General features: G+C 33.6%; 18 protein-coding genes. 4 read left to right on the top strand and 14 right to left on the bottom strand.

Annotated elements, in window-relative coordinates:
- Positions 1-28: 28 nt before the first annotated feature.
- A complete protein-coding gene (locus ACFFVB_RS03255) occupies positions 29-1,000 on the top strand; it encodes an ABC transporter ATP-binding protein (protein ID WP_382381116.1) in 972 nt (323 codons plus the stop codon).
- Here the strand turns inward: ACFFVB_RS03255 and ACFFVB_RS03250 are convergent.
- The 4 genes from ACFFVB_RS03250 to ACFFVB_RS03235 all read right to left on the bottom strand — a co-directional run bounded on the left by ACFFVB_RS03250 (position 992) and on the right by ACFFVB_RS03235 (position 9,278).
- Positions 992-1,453, bottom strand: coding sequence for a 3-oxoacyl-ACP synthase (locus ACFFVB_RS03250; RefSeq protein ID WP_382381114.1), 462 nt, complete (start codon positions 1,451-1,453; stop codon positions 992-994). The two genes, ACFFVB_RS03255 and ACFFVB_RS03250, sit on opposite strands and share 9 nt — an antisense overlap.
- 51 nt (positions 1,454-1,504) lie before the next feature.
- A complete protein-coding gene (locus tag ACFFVB_RS03245) occupies positions 1,505-4,270 on the bottom strand; it encodes a PD-(D/E)XK nuclease family protein (RefSeq protein ID WP_382381112.1) in 2,766 nt (921 codons plus the stop codon).
- A 69-nt stretch (positions 4,271-4,339) separates the two neighbouring features.
- A complete protein-coding gene (locus ACFFVB_RS03240) occupies positions 4,340-5,692 on the bottom strand; it encodes an OmpA family protein (protein WP_382381110.1) in 1,353 nt (450 codons plus the stop codon).
- 412 nt (positions 5,693-6,104) lie between these two features.
- Complete coding sequence (locus tag ACFFVB_RS03235; protein ID WP_382381108.1) at positions 6,105-9,278, bottom strand: UvrD-helicase domain-containing protein; 3,174 nt, start codon at positions 9,276-9,278, stop codon at positions 6,105-6,107.
- 131 nt (positions 9,279-9,409) lie between these two features.
- Between ACFFVB_RS03235 and ACFFVB_RS03230 the strand changes: the two genes are divergently transcribed.
- Positions 9,410-10,018 carry a superoxide dismutase gene (locus ACFFVB_RS03230; RefSeq protein ID WP_382381106.1) on the top strand — a complete coding sequence of 203 codons (609 nt, stop codon included), beginning with the start codon at positions 9,410-9,412 and terminating at the stop codon, positions 10,016-10,018.
- Between the two features lie 539 nt (positions 10,019-10,557).
- Here ACFFVB_RS03230 and accC read toward each other — a convergent pair.
- The 6 genes from accC to pdxA all read right to left on the bottom strand — a co-directional run bounded on the left by accC (position 10,558) and on the right by pdxA (position 15,553).
- Positions 10,558-11,913, bottom strand: a complete 1,356-nt coding sequence (gene accC / locus ACFFVB_RS03225) for an acetyl-CoA carboxylase biotin carboxylase subunit (protein WP_382381104.1) — start codon at positions 11,911-11,913, stop codon at positions 10,558-10,560.
- A 74-nt stretch (positions 11,914-11,987) separates the two neighbouring features.
- Positions 11,988-12,467, bottom strand: coding sequence for an acetyl-CoA carboxylase biotin carboxyl carrier protein (gene accB / locus ACFFVB_RS03220; RefSeq protein ID WP_382381102.1), 480 nt, complete (start codon positions 12,465-12,467; stop codon positions 11,988-11,990).
- A gap of 37 nt (positions 12,468-12,504) precedes the next feature.
- A complete protein-coding gene (locus tag ACFFVB_RS03215) occupies positions 12,505-13,500 on the bottom strand; it encodes a beta-ketoacyl-ACP synthase III (RefSeq protein WP_382381100.1) in 996 nt (331 codons plus the stop codon).
- A 179-nt stretch (positions 13,501-13,679) separates the two neighbouring features.
- A complete protein-coding gene (gene rpmF / locus ACFFVB_RS03210) occupies positions 13,680-13,883 on the bottom strand; it encodes a 50S ribosomal protein L32 (RefSeq protein ID WP_007647175.1) in 204 nt (67 codons plus the stop codon).
- A 7-nt stretch (positions 13,884-13,890) separates the two neighbouring features.
- Complete coding sequence (locus ACFFVB_RS03205; protein WP_382381097.1) at positions 13,891-14,433, bottom strand: YceD family protein; 543 nt, start codon at positions 14,431-14,433, stop codon at positions 13,891-13,893.
- 97 nt (positions 14,434-14,530) lie between these two features.
- Complete coding sequence (pdxA, locus tag ACFFVB_RS03200; RefSeq protein WP_382381095.1) at positions 14,531-15,553, bottom strand: 4-hydroxythreonine-4-phosphate dehydrogenase PdxA; 1,023 nt, start codon at positions 15,551-15,553, stop codon at positions 14,531-14,533.
- A gap of 65 nt (positions 15,554-15,618) precedes the next feature.
- Here pdxA and ACFFVB_RS03195 point away from each other — a divergent pair, with 65 nt between their 5' ends.
- On the top strand, positions 15,619-16,212 hold the full coding sequence (locus ACFFVB_RS03195; protein ID WP_382381093.1) for a riboflavin synthase: 594 nt from the start codon (positions 15,619-15,621) through the stop codon (positions 16,210-16,212).
- A 2-nt stretch (positions 16,213-16,214) separates the two neighbouring features.
- Here ACFFVB_RS03195 and ACFFVB_RS03190 read toward each other — a convergent pair whose 3' ends face one another.
- Positions 16,215-16,406 carry an Fjoh_0651 family PID-CTERM protein gene (locus ACFFVB_RS03190; RefSeq protein ID WP_382381091.1) on the bottom strand — a complete coding sequence of 64 codons (192 nt, stop codon included), beginning with the start codon at positions 16,404-16,406 and terminating at the stop codon, positions 16,215-16,217.
- Between the two features lie 350 nt (positions 16,407-16,756).
- On the opposite strand from ACFFVB_RS03190, the gene ACFFVB_RS03185 reads away from it, so the two are divergent.
- Entirely contained in the window at positions 16,757-17,794 is a 1,038-nt protein-coding gene (locus ACFFVB_RS03185) for a LacI family DNA-binding transcriptional regulator (RefSeq protein WP_382381089.1), read from the top strand.
- Between the two features lie 30 nt (positions 17,795-17,824).
- Here ACFFVB_RS03185 and xylE read toward each other — a convergent pair whose 3' ends face one another.
- From xylE to ACFFVB_RS03170, 3 genes are all read right to left on the bottom strand, one after another.
- Positions 17,825-19,243 (bottom strand): D-xylose transporter XylE, encoded by a 1,419-nt coding sequence (gene xylE, locus ACFFVB_RS03180; protein WP_382381087.1) that lies wholly within the window; start codon positions 19,241-19,243, stop codon positions 17,825-17,827.
- 111 nt (positions 19,244-19,354) lie between these two features.
- Positions 19,355-20,680: a xylose isomerase gene (gene xylA, locus ACFFVB_RS03175; protein WP_382381085.1), complete on the bottom strand. Its 1,326-nt coding sequence runs from the start codon at positions 20,678-20,680 to the stop codon at positions 19,355-19,357.
- Between the two features lie 2 nt (positions 20,681-20,682).
- Positions 20,683-22,167 (bottom strand): xylulokinase, encoded by a 1,485-nt coding sequence (locus tag ACFFVB_RS03170; protein WP_382381083.1) that lies wholly within the window; start codon positions 22,165-22,167, stop codon positions 20,683-20,685.
- Between the last annotated feature and the right edge of the window lie 279 nt (positions 22,168-22,446).

Genomic DNA, 22,446 nt, shown 5'->3' with positions numbered 1-22,446 from the left:
TTCTATTTTTGTAAATCAAAATTAAATTATGCTTAAAGTCCAAAATATTTCATTTGGTTACAACGCTAAAACCATACTCCATAATATTTCATTTTCTGTAGAACAAGGTCAGCATGTTTCTATTATCGGTGAAAGTGGTTCTGGAAAAAGTACGCTTATAAAATTACTTTACGGCACCTACGACTTACCTGAAGGGGAGATATTTTGGAATGACAAACCAATATTAGGGCCAAAATTCAATTTGGTTATCGGTTACGATTTTATGAAATATGTAGCTCAAGAATTTGATTTAATGCCTTTTATTTCGGTTAAAGAAAATATCGGTAAATTCTTATCTAATTTCTTTCCTGAAGAGAAAGAGCGACGTACTACCGAACTGATCGCATTAGTCGATTTGGTTGAGTTTACAGATGTAAAGGTGAAGTTATTAAGTGGCGGACAAAAACAGCGTGTAGCACTTGCAAGAGCGATTGCAAGACAACCTGAAATTATAATATTAGACGAACCTTTTAGTCATATCGATAATTTCCAAAAGCAAACGCTTCGTCGAAATCTATTTAAATATTTAAAAGAAAAGCATATTTCTTGTGTGGTCGCTACTCACGATCGAGAAGACGTATTGCCTTATTCGGATAGAATGATTGTTTTAAACAACGGAAAAATCATAGCAAGCGACACACCAAAACAACTCTATAAGAATCCTGAAAAGCCATTAATCGCATCTTTTTTCGATGAATTTAATACTTTTGAAGCTTCTGATCTTGGGTTCCAGCCATCTGAAAAAACAGTGTTTATATATGCCCACGAATTAGAGGTTTCTAATAATCCACTCTTAAAACTTAAAGTAACCCACAATTACTTTAGGGGAAACACGTATCTTATTGAAGCAGAATTTAAGTCGAGATCTATATTTTTCTACCATAAAGAACCATTGGCTCTAGATGAATTTACAAACATAGCACTTACAGAATCTGCTAAAAAAAGATTAGAATTAGAATAACTGTTCAATTGAAAACACTTGTTCTCGGAAACGTACAGTATCCCCTGCTTTTTTGGATAATAACAACTGTCCAATCGGTGTATTTGGTGCAATTGCAAAATATTTAATACCATCAATATCCATTTCGCCCGCACTAATAGCAATGAAATAATTCGATTTATTAGTAAGCACTGCACTTCCTAAGCATATCGCTTCAGAGTGTTTTGAAACATTTATTTTCGACAAGGCTTGCTTTACTTGATTTATTTCTGATAATTGCGTACCAAATTTTTCACGTTCCAATTGCAACATGGCGCGTCCTGTTTCATGCTTATCGCCTGCAGAACTTTTAGTTTCAGAAGTTAATGCCTCCTGAACTTCGGCAATGTTATGCTGTACATTTGCCAATCGTTTATCGATAAACACTTCGCAACATTTTAAAAGCTGTTGTTTAATTTCAGAATTAGTTTTCATTACTTTCAAATTGTAGAAGGAAAAATTTTTGGTTTATTTTCAGAAAATAGTTTAATGATTAACTTCCTTTTCTTCAAAATCATTTTCTGGGTTAAAAATATCTAAAATTAAGACCTTAAGTTGCTCCTCAAATAACTGAATAGTTTCCTCGTTTATAGCCGTTATTTTAGTGGCACCATTTCCAGATTTATCTTTTTTTGTAAACTTTAAAAAGCCACCGTTCAAGTTTTTAAAGGAAATAATTCCTGCTTCTAAAGGAAATTTTAAAGTCCCGTCAGAAAGCATCATAAATGCATAACACAGAATTTGGAATGGCTTACTATACTTATCATAGTCGGTAGTAAGTTCGTCCCAATTTACAATTTCTACTTGCGACTGCCCGACTTTACCGGTTTTATAATCAATTATTCTAGTAGTGCCATCATATTCATCCACACGATCTACTTTACCACCAATAGTTACAGGAAAATCGAGTTCAGGAATATTAATTTTCACCTGTTTAAAATCGGCTTCAATAGATATAATTTTAATAATTCTGCCGGCTTCAATTTCCTTTAATTCTAAGTTAATAAAATTAGACACATAGCGTTTTGCTATTTCAAAGCTAATTAAATTTTTACCAGTACTAATATCTCCTTTGTTATAGGTATCCTCAAAATGATGTAAAACGGTACTCGAAATTTTAGATTTCATTTCGGTAATATGTTTTGCTGTTAATTGCACACCAACTAATGGTTTGTAAAAATCTTCAAGCGTATTATGCACAACGGTCCCTAATGTATTAGCCGCCACCGTTTCTTCAACCTCGTCGTATTCTTGAATCTTTAATACTTTTTGTAAATAGAAATCCATAGGATTCCTCATATAATTAGTTAAAGACGAAGGCGAAAAACCATATTTACCGATTTGCTTTAAGCGTTCCAAAACTAAAGCTGATTTGGGTACCGTTTTTAGTTTATTTTCTACCAAATGCACCGTTGGAGTTGCAATAATTTGTTTGGGACTGTGTATTTTCTCTAATTCTAACTGCGTTATAAATCTACTTTTCTCGCCACCTTTTAAGACATCGGCTTCTGTATTATAAATAATATATACGTTTTTAGCACGTTGTAGCAAACGGTAAAAGTGATAGGTATAAACGGCATCCTTCTCTTTAAATGTTGGCAAATTATTCTCCATCTTAACATCTAAAGGAATAAACGAATTATTACTTTTCCCAGCAGGTAAAACACCTTCGTTAACAGAAGAGATTATAACTGTTTCAAAATCCAAAACACGAGACTCTAACATCCCCATAATTTGCAAGCCTTGTAGCGGCTCCCCTTGAAAATCTAAAGTTTCACTGCTTAGTAGTTCTTTATACACTTGATGCAATGCGCTTATATTCTGAAAGAAGTTATAAGTGGTATTTAAACGATCTAATTCATTAAAAAGCTCATAGAATCGATACGTATATTCCAAACTTAAAATATTCTGATCCTTACTTATATTTAAATACTCTTTTAGAGCAAAAATTAAAGATTTAGACTGATTTAAAGCTATTGTTGCGTTGTTGTCCCAAGCATTAAATAACAGCTCTAAAACCGCCTTAAATGGCTCGCATAAATCGACTAAATGCTGACATGTAAGAAAGACAATGTTATTTGTTTGAATGGTTTCAATTAAAGTGGCGGCAAAATCATCTTTATCTTTAATAAATAAGGGACGGACAAATTGATGAGACACTATTGAAATCACATCTTTATAATAAAAAGACTTCGGATTGTTTTTATGAAGCTTAAAAAGACTTTCGAATAATGACGCTAACGGAATTGATTTTAAAGGAAACCCCATCGTTACATTTAACGTCTTCACTTCTGACGGTATTGAATTAAGCACAGGAAGCAAAAGATCTTCATTCCCTAAAACTATGGCTGTATGCTCTAAGGTATTTTTAGTTTTTCCGAGTTCTTTTAGAATATTACCAATATATTTTGATTGCCCAATATTTTTTGGAACACCAATAATGTTAATAGATTTTTGATTTTTATAATTATCAGAAATCCAATTGAAAGGATGTGTATTAAAATACTTCCAATTTTTAGCATGTTGCCTGGTAAATAATCCAGCATCATGAACTGGATTTTCATAAAATGTTTTATCGATATCCCAATAAATTAAAGCATTTGTATGCTCTAAAATATGTTGGATAATAGATTCTTCGGCAGTATTTAAAGCATTAAACCCTAGAAAAACATGTTGTACACCACTTTGTTCTGTATACTCCACAACTTTAGTATTCGCTTGTCTATATACCAAACCTTGATACCCCAAATTATTATCTAGTAAGTTTTTTGTAAAATGAGTGTAGTACACATGGAGCTTATTCCAGAATGCAAGATATTTTATAATGAACTCGGTTTTATCTTCTGCAACAGACCAATGGTTGGTTTCCTGAATGGCTGCCAGATATTCAAATATTTTTTCCTGAGGAATTAAATACCTATCGATCTCATTAAAATCTTGAAGTAAAATTTGTGCCCATTTAGAAAACACTTCAAACGAGTCTAGATTACCTTCTGTATTAAGGGTGATGTATGTATTATAAAATTGAAAGAGTAATTCTGTATTCGAAACTGTTTTTAAACCTGAAATGTTTTCAACAAAATCTTCAATACTTAATATTTCTGGAGCAAACATGGTTTGCTTGGTCGTTCTTGAAAGTTGATGCTTTAAGAAGGTACCAGCGCGTTTACTAGGAAGAATAAATTTTAATTCGGAAAGGTCAAGACCTTTCTCTTGTAGGTTAGCAATAACCTCTTCTATAAAAGTTGTCATGCTATAAAAATAAAAAACGCCCCGAATAAACGGGGCGTTTTAGATAATTATATTTTAACAGATTTAGTCTTATTTAACTAAGTTAATTTCTACACGTCTGTTATTAGCTCTACCAGCTCTAGTTTTGTTAGAATCGATTGGCTTTTCTTCACCATATCCTTTAGAAGATAATCTTGAAGAATCAATACCTTTAGTTACTAAGTAATCTTTAACAGCTGCTGCTCTAGCGTCAGATAACTTCATGTTTAAAGCATCAGATCCTGAACTATCAGTGTGACCATCTACAGTAAAAGTAGCGTTAGGGTATTCATTAATAATAGCTATAATGTTTTCTAAAACTTCAGCAGAGTGAGATTTGATAGAAGATTTACCTGTATCGAATAAGATAGTTTTAGCATATTCGTTAAGTGATTTTTGAACCGCTTCAGATAATTCTGGACAACCGTCGTTTGCAACAGTACCAGGAACATCTACACATTTGTCATCTTTATCTGCTACACCGTCTCCGTCTGTATCAGCCCAAGGACAACCATTGTTTTCAGCAGGACCTGCAACATCTGGACATTTATCATCAGGATCAGCTACACCGTCTCCATCAGCATCAGGACATCCGTTTAATGCTACTAAACCAGCAACAGTAGGACATTTATCTTCAGGATCAGCTACACCGTCTCCGTCAGAATCAGGACAACCATTAAATTCAGCTGTACCAGCTTCGTTTGGACAAGCATCTTTAGAATCTTCGATTCCATCACCGTCAGTATCAGGACAACCGTTAAAGATAGCTAAACCAAATACATCTGGACAAGCATCATCTTTGTCATATATTCCATCCTTGTCAGCATCTTTTCCACCAAATTTGATAGCGATTCCTGCAGTATGTTGGAAATGAGAAGTTAAATAATCTTCGAAAGAGTGCTTATAAGAAGATTGTAATGTAAGACCAATATTCTCAGTAAACCAGATATTGAAACCTAAAGTACCATTAGCAGTACCAGCTCCGATTTCGTCTACCCAAGTGTAACCCCCACCAACTCCGATGAATGGATTAAATACACTATGTTGTAAAAAACCGTACTTAAAAGTACCATCTACTCCGTAGTAAGATAAATCAGAAACTTCGTCATCACCGTATTTATCGATTTTATTAATTGACCCTGTTACTCCAAAAGATAAACCATCTGTTAAAGTACGAGCTACAGTAATTGTAGATAAAGAAGGTAAAACGTTCCAGTGATCACCAGTGTTAAAGTATTCGTCTCCGAAACCTTCACTAAGAGGTGCTCCATCTCCGTTAGGATAGAAGTCTACTGCGTTTACCCCGAAACTAATCGCCCATGGGTTGTTGTCATCTTGCGCATAAGTGTTGCTAAAACCAAATACCAGCAACATTGCGAACAATAATCTGCTAAGATTTTTCATATTCAAAAGTTTAATTTTTAAGTGTTAATTGTAAACAAAAGTAAGTTGTTAAATTTTATTAACAAAGACAAATATAAAAAAATATTGACAACTTATGCGAAAGTTAAAGAGTTTAGGAGCGTTTTAAATAATGCCTAACTTTTTTAAAACCTATATAAATACGTCCATGTCTTTACCCATAAGGGATGGTATATATTTTACGTTTACTTTTTCTTTCTATTTAGAGCGTAAATAAAAAAAATTACGAGCCTAAACACATCATTTCTAAAGGCATTAAGACTTTTTTAGAGGCAATAACAAATGTTAAAGAGTTAAAAAAAATAGTTAAAATATTTCTCTATTTAAAATTTATAAATCAGGGCACCTTAGTCACTTTATAAAATCATTTACATTCCATTTAAAAAAGGAATCTTTATGCGTATTTGACTTGAATATCCTCATTAATATATACTAGAACTTTGGCAACAACCTCAAACCCCATTGCCTCTATGCAGTCCTGATACAATAGCAGTTGTTGTTTATGTTTTTCTAATTCGGTTCCCGTTTTATAATCTATAATGGAAACCTTTTTGTTTGGAGAAATCACAAGGCGGTCTGGTCTTAAAATAGTACCATCTGCTCTAATTATATCCCGCTCTGTATATATAGTGTTTTCTGAAGTAAAATAAGATTCCAGATCTGAGTGGTCTATAATCTGTAAAATACGCTCTTGCAATCCATCGAACTGTTCTGATGAAATCAAACCAGATTGCTCGGCATCATGTAATACAGACTCAACATCTAATTTAATTTTTATTTTCGCCATTAAATTATGGACTAGATTCCCCTTTTCAATCGCTTCTTGTTGTTTGGTATCCCACAAATAACCACTACTCGCAACAATTTTTATATTATGATCTTTTTTTGCCGTAGAAATAAATTCTAATGTTACCTGTCCTTCTTTATCTGCCCGTTCTAAATCGTCTACAGGTTTAGCCAGTCGTTTTGGCTTCCCAAAATGATAATTAAATGTATCCTCCTGCCAAAGTTGATTCTGCATTAAGTAGTCTATAAATAAACCACTATAATTCTTTTTATTGGCATTCTTTTTAGCATCTAAAGCCAAACTCCCAATAATATAAAGTTGCTCGACTGGTCGTGTTAACGCTACATATAATAGGTTAAGACTATCTAATTCCAATTCCGATTGATGTTTTGTACTAATTGCAAGACCTTCTTCTCCAAATTCCTCAAAATTAGTTTTATTATAGTCCAATAACGTCCACGAAAAACCATTAAACTCTTCTGCATTTAAAGGAAACCATTCCTTAGGTTCTATCTCCTTATATATATCTAAATCGGCAAAAGGAAAAATAACAACTGGAAATTCTAATCCTTTTGATTTATGAATCGTCATAATTTGAACGGCGTCCTGACCTTCAGGCGAAACAATACTTAACTTATCTATTTTAGTGTCAAAATATTCCAAAAAGCCAAAAACATCAGATCCTTTCTTATGTGTATATTCTAAAACAACATCTAAATAATACTGAATATAAGCGTTAGAATGTTCTACTAAATTAAATTCCCGAACTATAGTTTCGAACATATCAAACAGTGGCAACTGTATTAAAGCATTTGCGTTTGTAATAATTCCGAACTGCTTAAAGCTTTCAAATAATTCCGCATTATCTAGCTGAATGTATTTTGCAAAAAATGCATGCTTATCTTCAATCTTAAATTTGGCTGCTAAAAAATATAAGATTTCGGCCTTAATTTCAGCATTCTTTGGCTGAAATAAAAGCGTTGACAAATGGGTAACAAACATGACCTCGGGTGCTTGCTTTATCAGTAACAATTCTGAAGAAATAATAGGAATCCCCTTCTGACTTAAATAATCTGCTGTAACCACAGCGTCTTTTGTTTTTCTCACTAAAATGCAAATGTCTTTTAGTTGAAATCCGTTTGCCTTACAATCTTCAACCGTGGCATATACTTGTTCAGGATACAGCGCATTGCGATCTTCGTCTTTTAAATCTAAAAAAGAAATACTTACATAACCTTCATTTATATTCTTCTGATTCTGACTCGCTCTTTTATAAAGATTTCCGTAAATCTCGTTGCTAAAAGTTACGCCAGAGACATAATCGAAAAACGTATTATTAAAATGAATCACTTCTCTAAAACTTCTAAAATTAGTATCTAGAGACTTTATATTTTTTGGTGTATTAAACGGATTATGTTTAGAATCCAAATCAGACAATTCTATAAACTGTTCGGCTTTTCCTCCACGCCATCTATAAATTGCTTGTTTGGCATCTCCAACAATCATTAAAGAACCCGGTTCTTTTTCGACATCTTGTGCATCTATCGCTTCAGACACCAACGGAATTAAGTTATTCCATTGCATGGTCGATGTATCTTGAAATTCGTCTATAAAGTAATGATTGAATTTCTCTCCCAAACGTTCATATATAAAAGGAGTAGGTTGCGCTGCAATTTCTTTACTAATTAAAGTATTAAACTCCGAAATTAGCATTTTGTTTTCTTCATCCTTGAGTGCAATTAATTCCTGATTTATTGCATTTAAAACAGAGAGTTGGGTTAAGTTTTTATAAATCGTTTTTCTGAATTTAAGAGAAAAACATATTTTTTTAGTTTTATTAAACTGCGTTGCTATTTGGGGCTGAAGGCTATCCATTAGCGAAGCCAAATTAGCGTCTTTTTTTACACGAGCGGGATACAACGGATGCGTCTCAATTTTAGTTTGCCATGCCGTATTAAAGCTCACATTTAAATCACCTTGACTTAATTTATCAAAATACTTTGGCGCGTATTTACCCGAGAAATCATCATATTCAATACCATTATTTTTAATGAGATCTAAAAACTCGGTAGCTACTTGAACAATAGCCTTTTCAAAAGTTTGTATCTCGTTTTTTAATTGCTTTTTAAGTATGCTAAAGTCAGACAGCGATCTATCTTTTAACTCTTCTAAATACGGAATATCATTTTCGTAAATGAGTAATTTTGCGATTTTATATAAATCTAAAGCAATATTCCAACTTTTATCATCGTCTGCCTTTTCTATAGCGAACTGTACCAAAACCTTAGTGATTTCTTTATCGGTTCCTGCTTTTGCAATTAAGCGATCCACAGCTTTGTTTAATAAGCTTTCGGAATCTAAATCGACTTCAAAATTTAAAGGCAATTTTAAATCGTGGGCAAAGGTTCTTATTATTCTATGTGTAAATCCATCGATTGTCGAAATCTCGAAAGCGGCATAATTATGTATAATGGTATGAAGCAACATTTTCGACTTGCTATGTAGGGCTTCCGGTTCCATTTTTAGTTCTTCACACAATAAACTAAACATATCGTTACTCTCTATTAAAACAGCCTCGTCCGAAAATTCTTTAAGCGTTTTAATAATCCGCTCTTTCATTTCGAACACTGCTTTATTAGTAAACGTAATGGCCAGAATGTTTTTAAACTGAAAATGACTTTTAGATTTAAATAAGATTGTTAGATAGGCTTTTACAAGGGTGAATGTTTTTCCGCTCCCTGCAGAAGCATCATAAATAGAAAAAGTCGTTTTACTCTCCATGCTTATTAAATAATTTGAAGACAAGATAAAAACTATCAATGATTCGATAACTATATATTATTTTTAATTGACGTGTATTATCCTTAAATTTGAAAGAGATAAAATTTTTAATCATAAAAAACACAAATATTATGGCATTCGAATTACCGAAATTACAATATGCTTACGATGCGTTAGAACCAAATATCGATGCTCGTACAATGGAAATACACCATACTAAACATCACCAAGGATATACTACAAAATTAAACGGTGCTATTGAAGGTACAGACTTAGCAGGAAAATCTATTGAAGAGATTCTTACTGGTTTAGACATGAGCAATGGAGCTGTTAGAAATAATGGTGGTGGTTTTTACAATCACTCTTTATTTTGGGAAGTAATGAACCCAGAAGGTAAAGGACGTTTATCAGGAGAATTAAAAACAGCTATCGAAGAGGCTTTCGGATCTGTAGATGCTTTTAAAGAAGCGTTTAGTAATGCTGCAGCAACACAATTTGGTTCAGGTTGGGCTTGGTTATGTGTAAACAAAGGCGGAAAAGTTTCTGTTTGTTCTACTCCAAATCAAGATAACCCATTAATGCCAGGTGTTGAGTGCGATGGAACTCCTATTTTAGGATTAGACGTTTGGGAACATGCGTATTACTTAAACTACCAAAACAAAAGACCAGAATATATTGATGCATTTTTTAATGTAATTAACTGGAACGAAGTAGAACGTCGTTATGCTGAAGCAAAATAATAAGACGTTTTAAATATTTATTACAATCGGGCTATATTTTTATATAGTCCGATTTTTTTTTGAAACTATTTAAAAATGAAAAAGGTGAACTGTTAAGTTCACCTTTTTGCCCCAAATCTACCATGAACTTAACCTACTTATGTTATGGTGAGGCAAATATAAAAGGGTAGTCATAGTATTAAAAGAATATTAGTTTAACTACATAAAAATTAGTCTAACGGAGAAAATAGAGGTGAATCGGAGTAATTACTTACTTAACATGAATTAAAAACATAAAAAAAGCTAATAAACCACACCTGTTTTCGGACCTAAAAACAGTGATTAATTGGGATTATCTTAATTAATTTTACGTAATAAGCCAAGATTAATAATAAATTCTTGATTTTGATATACAAATGAAAGTTGTGTTAAGGATAGAAGTGGCATCCTTTTATTTTCTAAAAAAATAAAAGATATAGCGAATAGCCTGACTTTTGCTTTTCTTATGCAAAAGTAACACCATAAAAAAACTCCGAAATAAATTTCGGAGTTTGTATGATTTAATCTTCTTTTGGAGGTTTTTCCATTACGAAATCTTCCATGAATTTTGTAGTATAATTTCCAGCGACATAATCTGGATGATCCATTAATTGTCTATGGAACGGAATGGTCGTTTTCACACCTTCTATTACGAATTCGTCTAAAGCACGTTTCATTTTACTGATGGCTTCTGCACGCGTTTGGGCCGTAGTAATTAACTTAGCGATCATAGAATCGTAATTTGGTGGAATGCTATAACCTGCATAAACATGTGTATCTAAACGCACACCATGACCTCCCGGTGCATGTAACGTCGTTATCATACCTGGCGACGGACGGAATCCGTGGTATGGGTCTTCTGCATTAATACGACATTCAATAGAATGCATGTTTGGCGTATAGTTTTTACCTAAAATTGGCACACCGGCAGCAACAAGAATTTGTTCACGAACTAAATCGAAATCTATTACTTGTTCTGTAATTGGGTGTTCTACCTGAATACGTGTATTCATTTCCATAAAGTAAAAATTACGGTGCTTATCTACCAAAAATTCGATAGTTCCTACACCTTCATACTTTATATATTCTGCAGCGCGAACAGCAGCTGTCCCCATAGCGTCACGTAATTTCTTCGTCATAAATGGCGAAGGCACTTCTTCCGTTAACTTTTGGTGACGACGCTGAATAGAGCAATCACGTTCTGATAAATGACATGCTTTACCTGTAGAATCTCCTACAACCTGGATTTCGATATGTCTTGGTTCTTCAATAAGTTTCTCCATGTACATACCGTCGTTTCCGAAGGCTGCTTTAGCTTCTTGACGAGCAGAATCCCAACCATCTTTCAGGTCTTCTTCTTTCCAAATGGCACGCATTCCTTTTCCACCACCACCAGCAGTTGCCTTAAGCATTACTGGGTAACCGGTTTCTAAGGCCACTTTTTTACACATTTCGAAATCTGCAATAATACCATCACTACCAGGTACACATGGTACTCCCGCAGCTTTCATGGTTTCTTTTGCCGTGGCTTTATCTCCCATTTTAGAGATCATATCGGCAGATGCACCAATGAACTTAATATCGTGTTCCTCGCATATTTTAGAAAATTTTGCATTTTCTGAAAGGAACCCGTATCCTGGGTGAATCGCGTCTGCATTTGTTATTTCTGCAGCAGCAATTATATTAGACATTTTTAAATAGGATTCACTACTTGCTGCAGGTCCTATACAAACGGCCTCGTCTGCAAATTTTACATGCAAGCTTTCTGCATCGGCTGTAGAATACACTGCAACCGTTTTAATTCCCATTTCTTTACAGGTTCTAATAACACGCAGTGCTATTTCCCCTCTATTGGCTATTAGTATTTTTTTAAACATAACGTATACAATTTAAAAATCTCAAATTCCAAATTCCAAGTCAATTGGGATTTGTTTTGGAATTTTAAAATTTGTTATGATGGATCTACCAAGAATAATGGTTGATCGAATTCTACTGGAGACGCATCATCTACAAGTATTTTAACAACTTTACCAGAAACTTCTGATTCAATTTCGTTAAATAATTTCATCGCTTCAATAATACAAAGTACATCGCCTTCGGCTATAGTCTGACCAACTTCTACAAACAGTGGTTTGTCTGGTGAAGGTTTTCTATATAAAGTCCCGATAATTGGAGATTTAATAGTTATATATTTTGAATTAGCTTCTGCCTCGGCAGGGGCTGCTTGGGTACTTGCTACAGTTTGTGGAGCAACAGGAGCCTGAGCAACGGGAGTCCCTACAGGTATTTGTTGTACATAAGTTGTAGTTTCACCTTTATCGTCACCACCTGTTTTGATGGTAATCTTTACATCATCGGTTTCTAATTTAACCTCGCTTGCACCAGATTTAGCAACGAATTTGATTAAATTTTGAATGTCTTTTAAATCCATAATAAATTAGATTTTAAAATAAGTTATTATTAGTCAATTAAGAATTGTATGCCCAGGTTAAGTAAATAGATCCCCATGTAAAACCACCTCCAAAAGCTGCAAAAACTAATTTATCGCCTTTTTTAAGTTGTTTTTCATAATCGAAAAGTAATAATGGTAATGTAGCAGAAGTCGTATTACCGTACTTTTCTATATTAATCATTACTTTTTCTGAGTCTAAATCTATTCTTTTAGCTGTTGCATCTATAATACGTTTGTTTGCTTGGTGAGCTACTAGCCAAGAAATTTCGTCTTTAGATAAATTATTTCGTTCTAATATTTTTTCAGCAACATCTGCCATATTAGATACTGCATTTTTAAATACTGTTTTTCCATCCTGAAACACAAAATGTTTTCCTTCGGCTACAGCTTCGGGAGTAACAGGATAAGATGATCCGCCATAAGTAGCTTGTAGAAAATCTCTACCATTACCATCGCTTCTTAAATACTCGTCGTGTAATCCTAAACCTTCTTCATTAGGTTCGAATAACACTGCCCCGGCACCATCACCAAAAATAATACAGGTTGCTCGGTCTTTATAATTAATCATCGAAGAATTTTTATCTGCTCCAATAAGTAATATTTTTTTATAACGTCCACATTCTATGTAACTAGATGCAGTAGACATTCCAAATAAGAAACTTGAACAAGCAGCTTCTAGATCGTATGCAAACGCATTTACTGCTCCTATCGCAGTTGCTGTGAAAGATGCTGTTGCAGCCGCTTTCATATCTGGTGTTGCCGTAGCAACAATTACAAGATCGATTTCTTTAGGATCTACTCCAGATTTATTAATTAAATCCTGAGCAGCGTTTATAGCAAGAAAAGAAGTTCCTTTTCCTTCTTCCTTTAAAATACGACGTTCTTTAATTCCTGTTCTCGATGTAATCCATTCATCATTAGTTTCAACCATAGACTCTAACATCTTATTCGTTAAAACATGCTCCGGCACATATCCTCCTACAGCCGTAATAGCCGCTGTTATTTTACTCATAGCGTATAAATTATTGAACCAAAACTTAGATAATTAGACCTGAAACATCAATTTTACGGCCAAATTACTTAATTTTTTGGTTTAATTGAATGCAAATTAAGTTGTTTTTGACTTATAGAAAACTATATGACAAAAAAAACGCTCACAATGGAGCGTTTTTTTATATGCTTGCATAATACTTATGCTAAATTTTCTTCTACCTCTGAGTTGTCAATTAAAACTTGACCTCTGTAATATAATTTACCTTCGTGCCAGTGTGCTCTGTGATATAAGTGAGCTTCTCCTGTCGTTGGACATGTAGCAATTTGTGGCGCAGTTGCTTTGTAATGTGTTCTTCTTTTATCTCTTCTTGTTTTCGAGATTTTTCTTTTAGGATGTGCCATTTTCTATTTATTTATTATCCGTTAATAGTTTCTTTAATGTATTCCATCGAGGGTCTGACTCCTCTTGGTCTTTTTTTTCTTCCTTAATTTTAGGACTCAATTCTTCTAATTTATCAAGCATTTCCGACTCTAACGTTCCGTCTTCAACCCCAGGGTGAACACGTTTCGTAGGAATTGCTAATACTATTAATTCATAAATATACTGCTGTATATTTAATTCATATTCCCCGTGAGGAATAATTAGTAAATCAATTTCTTCGTCGTTGTACTCGTCACCAAAATTCACTACCAAATCAAATTCATTTTGAATAGGTTGATCGTAAGGTTCATTTGTGACATCACAATAGACGTTTACAATTCCTAAGATCTCAAAATGCACTTCTAATAACGTGTTCTTCTTTTCTAAAAGAACATGTACCTGAATGTTAGCATCATTAAAATCTTCATACCCAAAATGTGTAAAGAACTCTTGTCCAATTTGATATTCGAATTGATGTTTTCCTAATTTTAATCCAACGAATTGGATTGTAAATTCTTTCAACAGCTTCATTTCCATATCTAATTTGAGCCTGCAAATATATGAATTTTTATTTTACACAAGCTTACTTATAAACATTTTTTTGTTTATATCTTTTTTATTTAATATTTTAGACTCTTTTTACAAGTTTATCGTACTCTAAACGATGCTTATAAATCTGTATTCCAGAAAATAACGCTTCTTTAAACGAACTTGCACTTGCAATACCTTTCCCTGCTATTTCGAAAGCCGTACCGTGGTCTGGTGATGTTCGCACTTTATTTAAGCCCGCCGTATAATTTACACCTTCTCCAAAAGATAATGTTTTAAACGGAATTAATCCCTGATCGTGATACGAGGCGATTATAGCATCGAAATTCTTATAATTATTAGATCCAAAGAAGCTATCTGCAGCATATGGACCATAAACTAATTTGCCACTGTCTTTAATTTTAGCCAAAGTAGGGCGTAAAATAGTATCATCTTCGTTTCCAATAACACCATTATCTCCCGTATGAGGGTTTATACCCAAAACAGCAATTTTTGGCTTAGAGATTTGAAAATCTCGTTGAAGCGATTTATAAACGGTACTTATTTTCTTTTCAATTAGTTCTGGCGTAATATGGTTTGCTATTTCACTTACAGGAACATGATCGGTTAACAAACCGACCTTTAAAGAGTCTGTTATCATAAACATTAAACTTTCTCCTTCTAACTCTTGGGCTAAATAATCTGTGTGTCCAGGAAACTTGAATTTTTCAGATTGAATGTTATGCTTATTAATAGGTGCGGTTACCAATACATCTATTGTACCTTCTTTTAAAGCTGAAGTTGCTGATTCCAGTGATTTAATTGCATACTCGCCTATTTTAAAATCTTCTTTTCCAAAATTAATGGCCACATTTTCTTTCCAACAATTTAAAACATTAACCTTACCAATTACAATTTGATTGATATGATTAATGCCATTAAAATTCATATCCATTTTAAAATGATTCTTATAAAAAGACATCACCTTAACGGAGGCGAAAATCACTGGCGTACAAAATTCTAGAATTCTAGGGTCTTCAAAAGTCTTCAATACAATTTCACCACCAATTCCATTCAAGTCTCCAATTGAAATTCCAACTATTATATTTTCTTCTTTCTTCATTAAACTTGATAACTATTTTGTTCGTAATTTTACAAGTACAAATTTAACCAAATAATTGAATTAATATGTTTACAGGAATAATAGAAAATTTAGGTCGTGTTGCTAATCTTAAATCAGATCAAGGTAATCTACATGTAACCATAGAAAGTGAATTAGCATCGGAGTTAAAAATTGACCAAAGTGTGGCTCATAATGGGGTTTGCTTAACGGTTGTAGGTATTAGCGAAAACACATATACCGTGACTGCAATACAAGAAACATTAAACAAAACAAACTTAGGGTCTCTTAAAACTAATGATTTAGTGAATTTAGAACGCGCTATGCTACTTGGAGACCGATTAGATGGCCATATAGTACAAGGTCATGTAGACCAAACCGCAACATGTATTGATATTAAGGAAACTTCTGGTAGTTGGTTATTTACGTTTGAATACGATAAAGAGCTAAACAATATCACAATAGAAAAAGGCTCGATTACTGTAAATGGTACAAGTTTAACGGTTGTCGACTCTAAACGCAATCAGTTTAGTGTAGCAATAATCCCCTACACTTTCGAACATACCAACTTTAAATATTTTAAAATTGGGGATGCTGTAAATTTAGAATTCGATGTACTTGGAAAATATGTAAAACGATTATTAGAGTTTGATATAAAGTAATCTTAGTGCTTCAAAGATTTTCTGATACCATAATATGCCCCGGCAGCTATTAAAATGGCTAAACCACCGTCTATAGGCATTCCAGGAGGATTTATACCTCTACCTTCTGGATCAGGAGCTGGTACGTCTTGCGCAAAACACATTACACCAACCAACATGAAAAGGATTAAAAAAAATTTAGTTTTATATTGCATCACTATAAATTATTGGCTAATTAAATAACCAAAATTGTTAATTAAAAAATTAAAATCTGCTATTAATTCAATCTTTCTTAACGGTACAAATTTAATGTAAAATTATTTACATTAAAAACTATTACCACTACTATTTTAGAGGATACTAATGATTTTAAGTAATTATCAATAATATTACATTTTATTTCGTTTTTCGGATTAACTATTTTCTACACAATCGTTTTAGCAAATGGCTTCCTAAACGAAAGTTGCTTTTTAAAAATTTATAGTTCTTAAAATGTTGGCTATTTTCATACTTTTACATCAACAGTATCTCCGTATAATTTAGATTTCAAAACCTTAAATATCTTATGAAACAACGCATCACATTAAAACACATCGCTAAAACATTTAATGTGTCTATTGCAACGGTTTCTAAAGCTTTAAAAGATAGTCATGAAATTAGTGTGGCTACTAAACTAAAAATTCAAGAATACGCAAAACTTCATAATTATAGGCCTAATAGCATTGCGCTGAGTTTACTCAATAAAAAATCAAAAACTATTGGTGTTATCATGCCTTCAATTTTAAATCCGTTTTTTGTAAAAACGTTTAGTGGAATCGAGCAGGTTGCAAATGAAAAAGGGTATAATGTTATTGCGATTGTGTCTCATGGTAAACTCGATAAGGAGATTAGCTCTATAATTGTGTTAGAAAATGGCTTAATCGACGGTTTACTTATTTCTTTAAGTGAAGAAGCCGAAGCAAAACAGCATTTTAGTCATCTTGAAGAATTTATCGATAATGCTGGACCTATTGTAATGTTCGATCGTGTCTCCGATTCAGTAAATACAGATAAAGTTATTGTAGACGATTTTAATTGCGCTTACAAAGCTACCGAACATTTAATTAAAACGGGTTGTAAACATATTTCGGTAGTATCGACTTTAGATAATGTGGGAATTATAAAACTACGAATTGATGGATATTTAAAGGCTCTAGTAGATTATAATTTACCTATAAACAGAAAAATTATAAACCTTATTAAACCTGGATATGATTTTGAAACTGAATTAAAAACCATGTTAGATTATCAGGAAGTGGATGCTATTATTGGACTTGAAGAATTTTCGGCTGTAGAATCAATGATGATTGCCCAAGATCGTGGTTACATTGTTCCAGATGATATTTCAATTATAAGTTTTACGAGTAGCGACTTTTTCAAATATACAAAACCATCTATAACTTGTATAAATCAGCATAGCGTTTTTATGGGAAAGACAGCTGCCGAAATCTTAATTTCGAAAATAGAACAACCATTAGGTACTGAAACTGTTTTTGAAACCAAGACAATTAAAACGACTTTAATTGAACGAAAAAGCACAAAACCATTAGTTAACAACTATTGATTTTGTGCTCCTTAATTATATTAATTTATACTATTTTTTAGTCCACAAATCATTCATCTCCTCTAATGTTTTTCCTTTTGTTTCTGGAATAAATTTCCAAACAAAGAATGCAGCAAGAACGCCCATTAATCCGTAAATCCAATAGGCAAATCCATGATTAAATTGCTCTATTAAATAACTATTTTTATCCATCATAGGGAACGTCCAAGACACTAAATAATTAGCAACCCATTGGCACGCCACAGCAACAGCTAATGCTTTACCCCGAATATTATTTGGAAAAATCTCTGATAAAAGTACCCAAGTTACAGGTCCCCAACTCATCGCAAATCCAGCAACATATACTAACATACAAATTAGAGAAAACACACCTAATGAATGACTAAAGAACGATGTTCCTAAGGCAAACATCGCTACAGCCATGGCCAAAGCACCAATAATCATTAATGGTTTTCTACCAAATTTATCGACGGTTTGCATCGCTAACACGGTAAATAATAAGTTTATCGCTCCTACAATTATAGTTTGCATTAAAGCGGTATCCGTACCAGAACCCATACTTTTAAAAATTTCGGGAGCATAATATAACACAACATTTATTCCAACAAATTGCTGAAAAACAGAGAGCAGTATTCCAAATATAATGACAGGAACCCCATAAGAGAAAAGCTTTCCTGAATTAGCTGTTACTGTATTCTTAATTTCTAAAAGAATTATCTTAGCTTCCGCAGCACCATTTACTTTTGTTAATACATCTAAAGCTTCTTCCGGCTTAGACTGTAATACTAAAGATCTTGGCGTATCAGGAACAAACATTAAGAAAAACAGGAACAAACTAGCGGGAATAATTTCCGAAGCAAACATCCAACGCCATCCTATAGTATTAAGCCAATTATCGTTTCCTAAACTTGAGATATAATAGTTCACAAAATACACAATCAACATCCCAAAAACGATAGCAAATTGATTCATAGAAACCAAACGTCCTCTACTTTTTGCTGGAGCAATTTCTGCGATATAAAGTGGAGATAGCATAGAAGCTAGTCCCACTCCAATTCCTCCGATTACTCGATATACAATGAAAAAATACATGAACGTATGATCTCCTTCACCTATAGGCTTCATAAACAATTCTGGAGCGGAAGATCCTATTGCGGATAATAAAAATAAAACTCCAGCTAAAATCAATCCGTTTTTTCTTCCCAATTTTCGACTAATAAAACCACCAGAAATCCCTCCGATAATACACCCTATTAAGGCACTAGACACTAAAAATCCCAGTCGAGCATTAGAAGCCATTTCCGACAATCCATAAGGAAGTACGAAAAACTCATCTAATGAGCTTACGGTACCAGAAATTACCGCTGTATCGTAACCAAAGAGTAAGCCACCCAAAGTAGCGACCAGAGTTAAGCGCCATAAAAAGGCTGAATTGTGTGAGGTTGACATGTTTATTTGGTTTAGTTAATTTGTTCTAAAATACGAAAATGGAAATAACAAAAACTGCATCGCCCCCATTATATTGAACACGATACAGTTTTATAACACCATTAAAAATGCTTAAATATATTGATTGATGATATTCTCAAACAACTCTTGTTTTCCACTTTGTAATTCTAATTCGCCATTTTCTTGAGCGATTTTATATAAATCTTGGAATTGTAATTTTCCGTTTTCAAAATCTTTACCTTTTCCAGAATCGAAAGAACTGTAACGCTCTGTTCTTAACTTATCGTAAGCTGAAGATGTAATAATTTTATCGGCAGTTAGTAATGCCCTTGCAAATGTATCTGCTCCTCCAATATGTGCATGAAATACATCTTCCATGTCTGTTGAATTTCTTCTGATTTTAGCATCGAAATTAACACCTCCACCTTGTAATCCACCAGCTTTTAAGAACACCAACATAGCCTCTGTAGTTTCTTGAATATTGTTCGGGAATTGGTCTGTGTCCCATCCGTTTTGGTAATCGCCACGGTTAGCATCTAAACTTCCTAACATACCTGCTTTTGCAGCGGTTTCAATTTCATGCTGAAAAGTGTGTTGTGCTAAAGTCGCGTGATTTACTTCAATATTAATTTTGAAATCTTTATCTAAACCATATTCTTTTAGGAATCCGATAGCTGTAGCCGAATCGAAATCGTATTGGTGCTTCATAGGTTCCATTGGTTTAGGTTCAATCAAGAAGTTTCCTTTAAAACCTTGAGATCTTGCATAATCTCTAGCCATACCTAAAAACTGTCCCATATGGTCTAATTCACGACCCATATCGGTATTTAATAAGCTCATATAACCTTCACGACCACCCCAAAACACATAGTTTTCACCACCTAAAGCGATAGTTGCATCCATAGCCAATTTTATTTGTCCACCAGCTCTAGCTAACACATTAAAATCAGGATTGGTAGATGCCCCGTTCATATAACGTGGGTTAGAGAAACAGTTAGCCGTACCCCAAAGTAATTTTACACCAGAAGCTGCTTGCTTTTCTTTTAAATACTCCGTTATTGTGGCTACTCTACTTTCTAATTCTCCAAAAGAAGAACCTTCTCTTACTAAATCCACATCGTGGAAACAGTAATAATCGAAGCCCATTTTTGTAATAAACTCAAAAGCAGCATCTGCTTTTTCTTTAGCTGCTTCAATAGCATCCGTTGGCTGATCCCAAGGGAAGTTTAATGTTCCAGGTCCAAATGGATCTCCACCTGTACCACAGAATGTATGCCAGTACGAAATAGCAAATCTAAAATGCTCACGCATGGTTTTTCCTGCAACAACTTGTTCAGGGTTATAATATTTAAATGCTAAAGGATTGTCAGATTCTTTTCCTTCAAACTTAATGTCTCCAATACCTTTGTAATACTCTTTATTACCTAATGTTGCCATAATTATTTATGTTTTAATATCATTTCTAATTCGTTCTTCCATGTTGTGTAAGCTGCTTGGTAAGCTGCTTTATCTTGTAAAGGCTTATATGTCATTACATGATCGTTTTTGGTGATATTCTCCCCAAATTTTTCAAAATCACCATCTGTTAAACCAGCGGCTCTTGCTGCACCAACAGCTCCTGTAGTGTTGTAAATCTCTATATCGTGATCGATTAATGTTGCTACGGTATTCGAAAATATTTCTGAACGGAATAAATTGTCATTTCCCGCTCGAATCACTTTTATCTCACCGATATCTTTTTTCAAAATCTCTACACCGTACACAAACGAAAATGCGATACCTTCTAAACTTGCGCGATATAAATGAGCATTGTTATGTTGATTTAAATTCAAGTTTAAAATATGTGTACCCACATTTTTATTTTCCAACATACGTTCGGCACCATTTCCGAAAGGAATAATAACTACGCCATTAGAACCCACCTCGATTTTTGAAGCTTTGTCGTTCATAACATCATAAGAATCATTTCCGCAATTATTTCTTAGCCAACGGTATTGAATTCCAGCACCATTTATATTTAAAAGCGTTCCTATTACCGGTTCAGATGCGGTATAATTAACATGTGCGAAGTGATTTACTTTCGAAATCTCTTGTGGTTTTAAGTTGTTTGAAACTGCATAAACCACACCCGATGTTCCGCCTGTAGCAGCGACTTCTCCTGGGTTAAAAATATTAAGTGATAACGCATTGTTTGGCTGATCGCCAGAACGGTAAGTGACTTGAACACCTTCTGCTAAGCCAGTTTCTTTGGAACCTTGCACATTTACTGTACCTTGATTTGTGAAGTTCTCTACAATTTCAGGCACTAAGTTTTTATCAATGCCGTAGTAATCCAATAGATCTGTAGCGACATCATCTTTTTTATAATCCCATAAAATACCTTCAGACAAACCATTTTTAGTGGTCGCCATTTTACCAGTAAGTTTATACGCTATAAAATCGCCTGGCAACATAAATTTGTAGGTATTTTTATAAGTTTCTGGTTCGTTATCTATAACCCACTTTAGCTTTGAAGCCGTGAAATTTCCAGGCGCATTTAGCATGTGTGTACCACATAAATCTTGTCCTAAATCTTGCAACGCTTTTCTACCAATTTCTACCGCACGACTATCGCACCATATAATTGAATTTCGCAACGGATTTCCCGACTCATCCACAATAACTAAACCATGCATCTGATAGGAAATTCCTATATTTTTTATTTCGGAAACGTTTACATCTGCTTCTACCGTAACACGTTTTATCGCATTACAAACATGCGTCCACCACATATTTGGATCTTGCTCGGCCCAATCTGGATTAATCGCAATAATCTCCATCTCGTTTGGAGGTTCGTGAAGTGATATTATTTTTTTTCCGCTGTCTGCATCAACTAAAGCAACTTTAACTGATGAACTACCTAAATCTATTCCTAAATGATACATTTTTAAAGAAAAATATGTTTTTTGAGTAACTATTGAAAATACTAATTATTATGAAGTTCATTTTTTTTATAACATCTAAATATAGTTTTCCAATTCAATAAAAACCATAAAAATACCTTCAATTAAATATGAATTTAGGAATTATATCGCGAGATATTGAATTATATCCACATATTTAGTTTTTTTAAACCTTAAATTGTGCGATCCCATTTTAGGATCTATAGTTGTAAAACATCAGCAATATAAGCCCTTTACACACTGTTCTTACGTTGATAAACA

Origin of the sequence: Formosa undariae (assembly GCF_042427615.1) — a bacterium.
Classification (GTDB): Bacteria; Bacteroidota; Bacteroidia; order Flavobacteriales; family Flavobacteriaceae; genus Formosa; species Formosa undariae.
The sequence above is the reverse complement of the archived record's forward strand: the minus strand, read 5'-3'. Positions and strand labels throughout refer to the sequence as shown.

Bases quoted from the DNA above. Each gene is read 5' to 3' on its own strand.
- ACFFVB_RS03215 (WP_382381100.1), bottom strand. From the start codon at position 13,500: ATGAGTAAAATAACAGCGGCTATTACGGCTGTAGGAGGATATGTGCCG.
- ACFFVB_RS03255 (WP_382381116.1), top strand. From the start codon at position 29: ATGCTTAAAGTCCAAAATATTTCATTTGGTTACAACGCTAAAACCATA.
- ACFFVB_RS03235 (WP_382381108.1), bottom strand. From the start codon at position 9,278: ATGGAGAGTAAAACGACTTTTTCTATTTATGATGCTTCTGCAGGGAGC.
- ACFFVB_RS03195 (WP_382381093.1), top strand. From the start codon at position 15,619: ATGTTTACAGGAATAATAGAAAATTTAGGTCGTGTTGCTAATCTTAAA.
- ACFFVB_RS03245 (WP_382381112.1), bottom strand. From the start codon at position 4,270: ATGACAACTTTTATAGAAGAGGTTATTGCTAACCTACAAGAGAAAGGT.
- pdxA (WP_382381095.1), bottom strand. From the start codon at position 15,553: ATGAAGAAAGAAGAAAATATAATAGTTGGAATTTCAATTGGAGACTTG.
- xylE (WP_382381087.1), bottom strand. From the start codon at position 19,243: ATGTCAACCTCACACAATTCAGCCTTTTTATGGCGCTTAACTCTGGTC.
- ACFFVB_RS03205 (WP_382381097.1), bottom strand. From the start codon at position 14,433: ATGAAGCTGTTGAAAGAATTTACAATCCAATTCGTTGGATTAAAATTA.
- ACFFVB_RS03170 (WP_382381083.1), bottom strand. From the start codon at position 22,167: ATGTATCATTTAGGAATAGATTTAGGTAGTTCATCAGTTAAAGTTGCT.
- xylA (WP_382381085.1), bottom strand. From the start codon at position 20,680: ATGGCAACATTAGGTAATAAAGAGTATTACAAAGGTATTGGAGACATT.
- rpmF (WP_007647175.1), bottom strand. From the start codon at position 13,883: ATGGCACATCCTAAAAGAAAAATCTCGAAAACAAGAAGAGATAAAAGA.
- ACFFVB_RS03190 (WP_382381091.1), bottom strand. From the start codon at position 16,406: ATGCAATATAAAACTAAATTTTTTTTAATCCTTTTCATGTTGGTTGGT.
- ACFFVB_RS03185 (WP_382381089.1), top strand. From the start codon at position 16,757: ATGAAACAACGCATCACATTAAAACACATCGCTAAAACATTTAATGTG.
- ACFFVB_RS03230 (WP_382381106.1), top strand. From the start codon at position 9,410: ATGGCATTCGAATTACCGAAATTACAATATGCTTACGATGCGTTAGAA.
- ACFFVB_RS03240 (WP_382381110.1), bottom strand. From the start codon at position 5,692: ATGAAAAATCTTAGCAGATTATTGTTCGCAATGTTGCTGGTATTTGGT.
- ACFFVB_RS03250 (WP_382381114.1), bottom strand. From the start codon at position 1,453: ATGAAAACTAATTCTGAAATTAAACAACAGCTTTTAAAATGTTGCGAA.
- accC (WP_382381104.1), bottom strand. From the start codon at position 11,913: ATGTTTAAAAAAATACTAATAGCCAATAGAGGGGAAATAGCACTGCGT.
- accB (WP_382381102.1), bottom strand. From the start codon at position 12,467: ATGGATTTAAAAGACATTCAAAATTTAATCAAATTCGTTGCTAAATCT.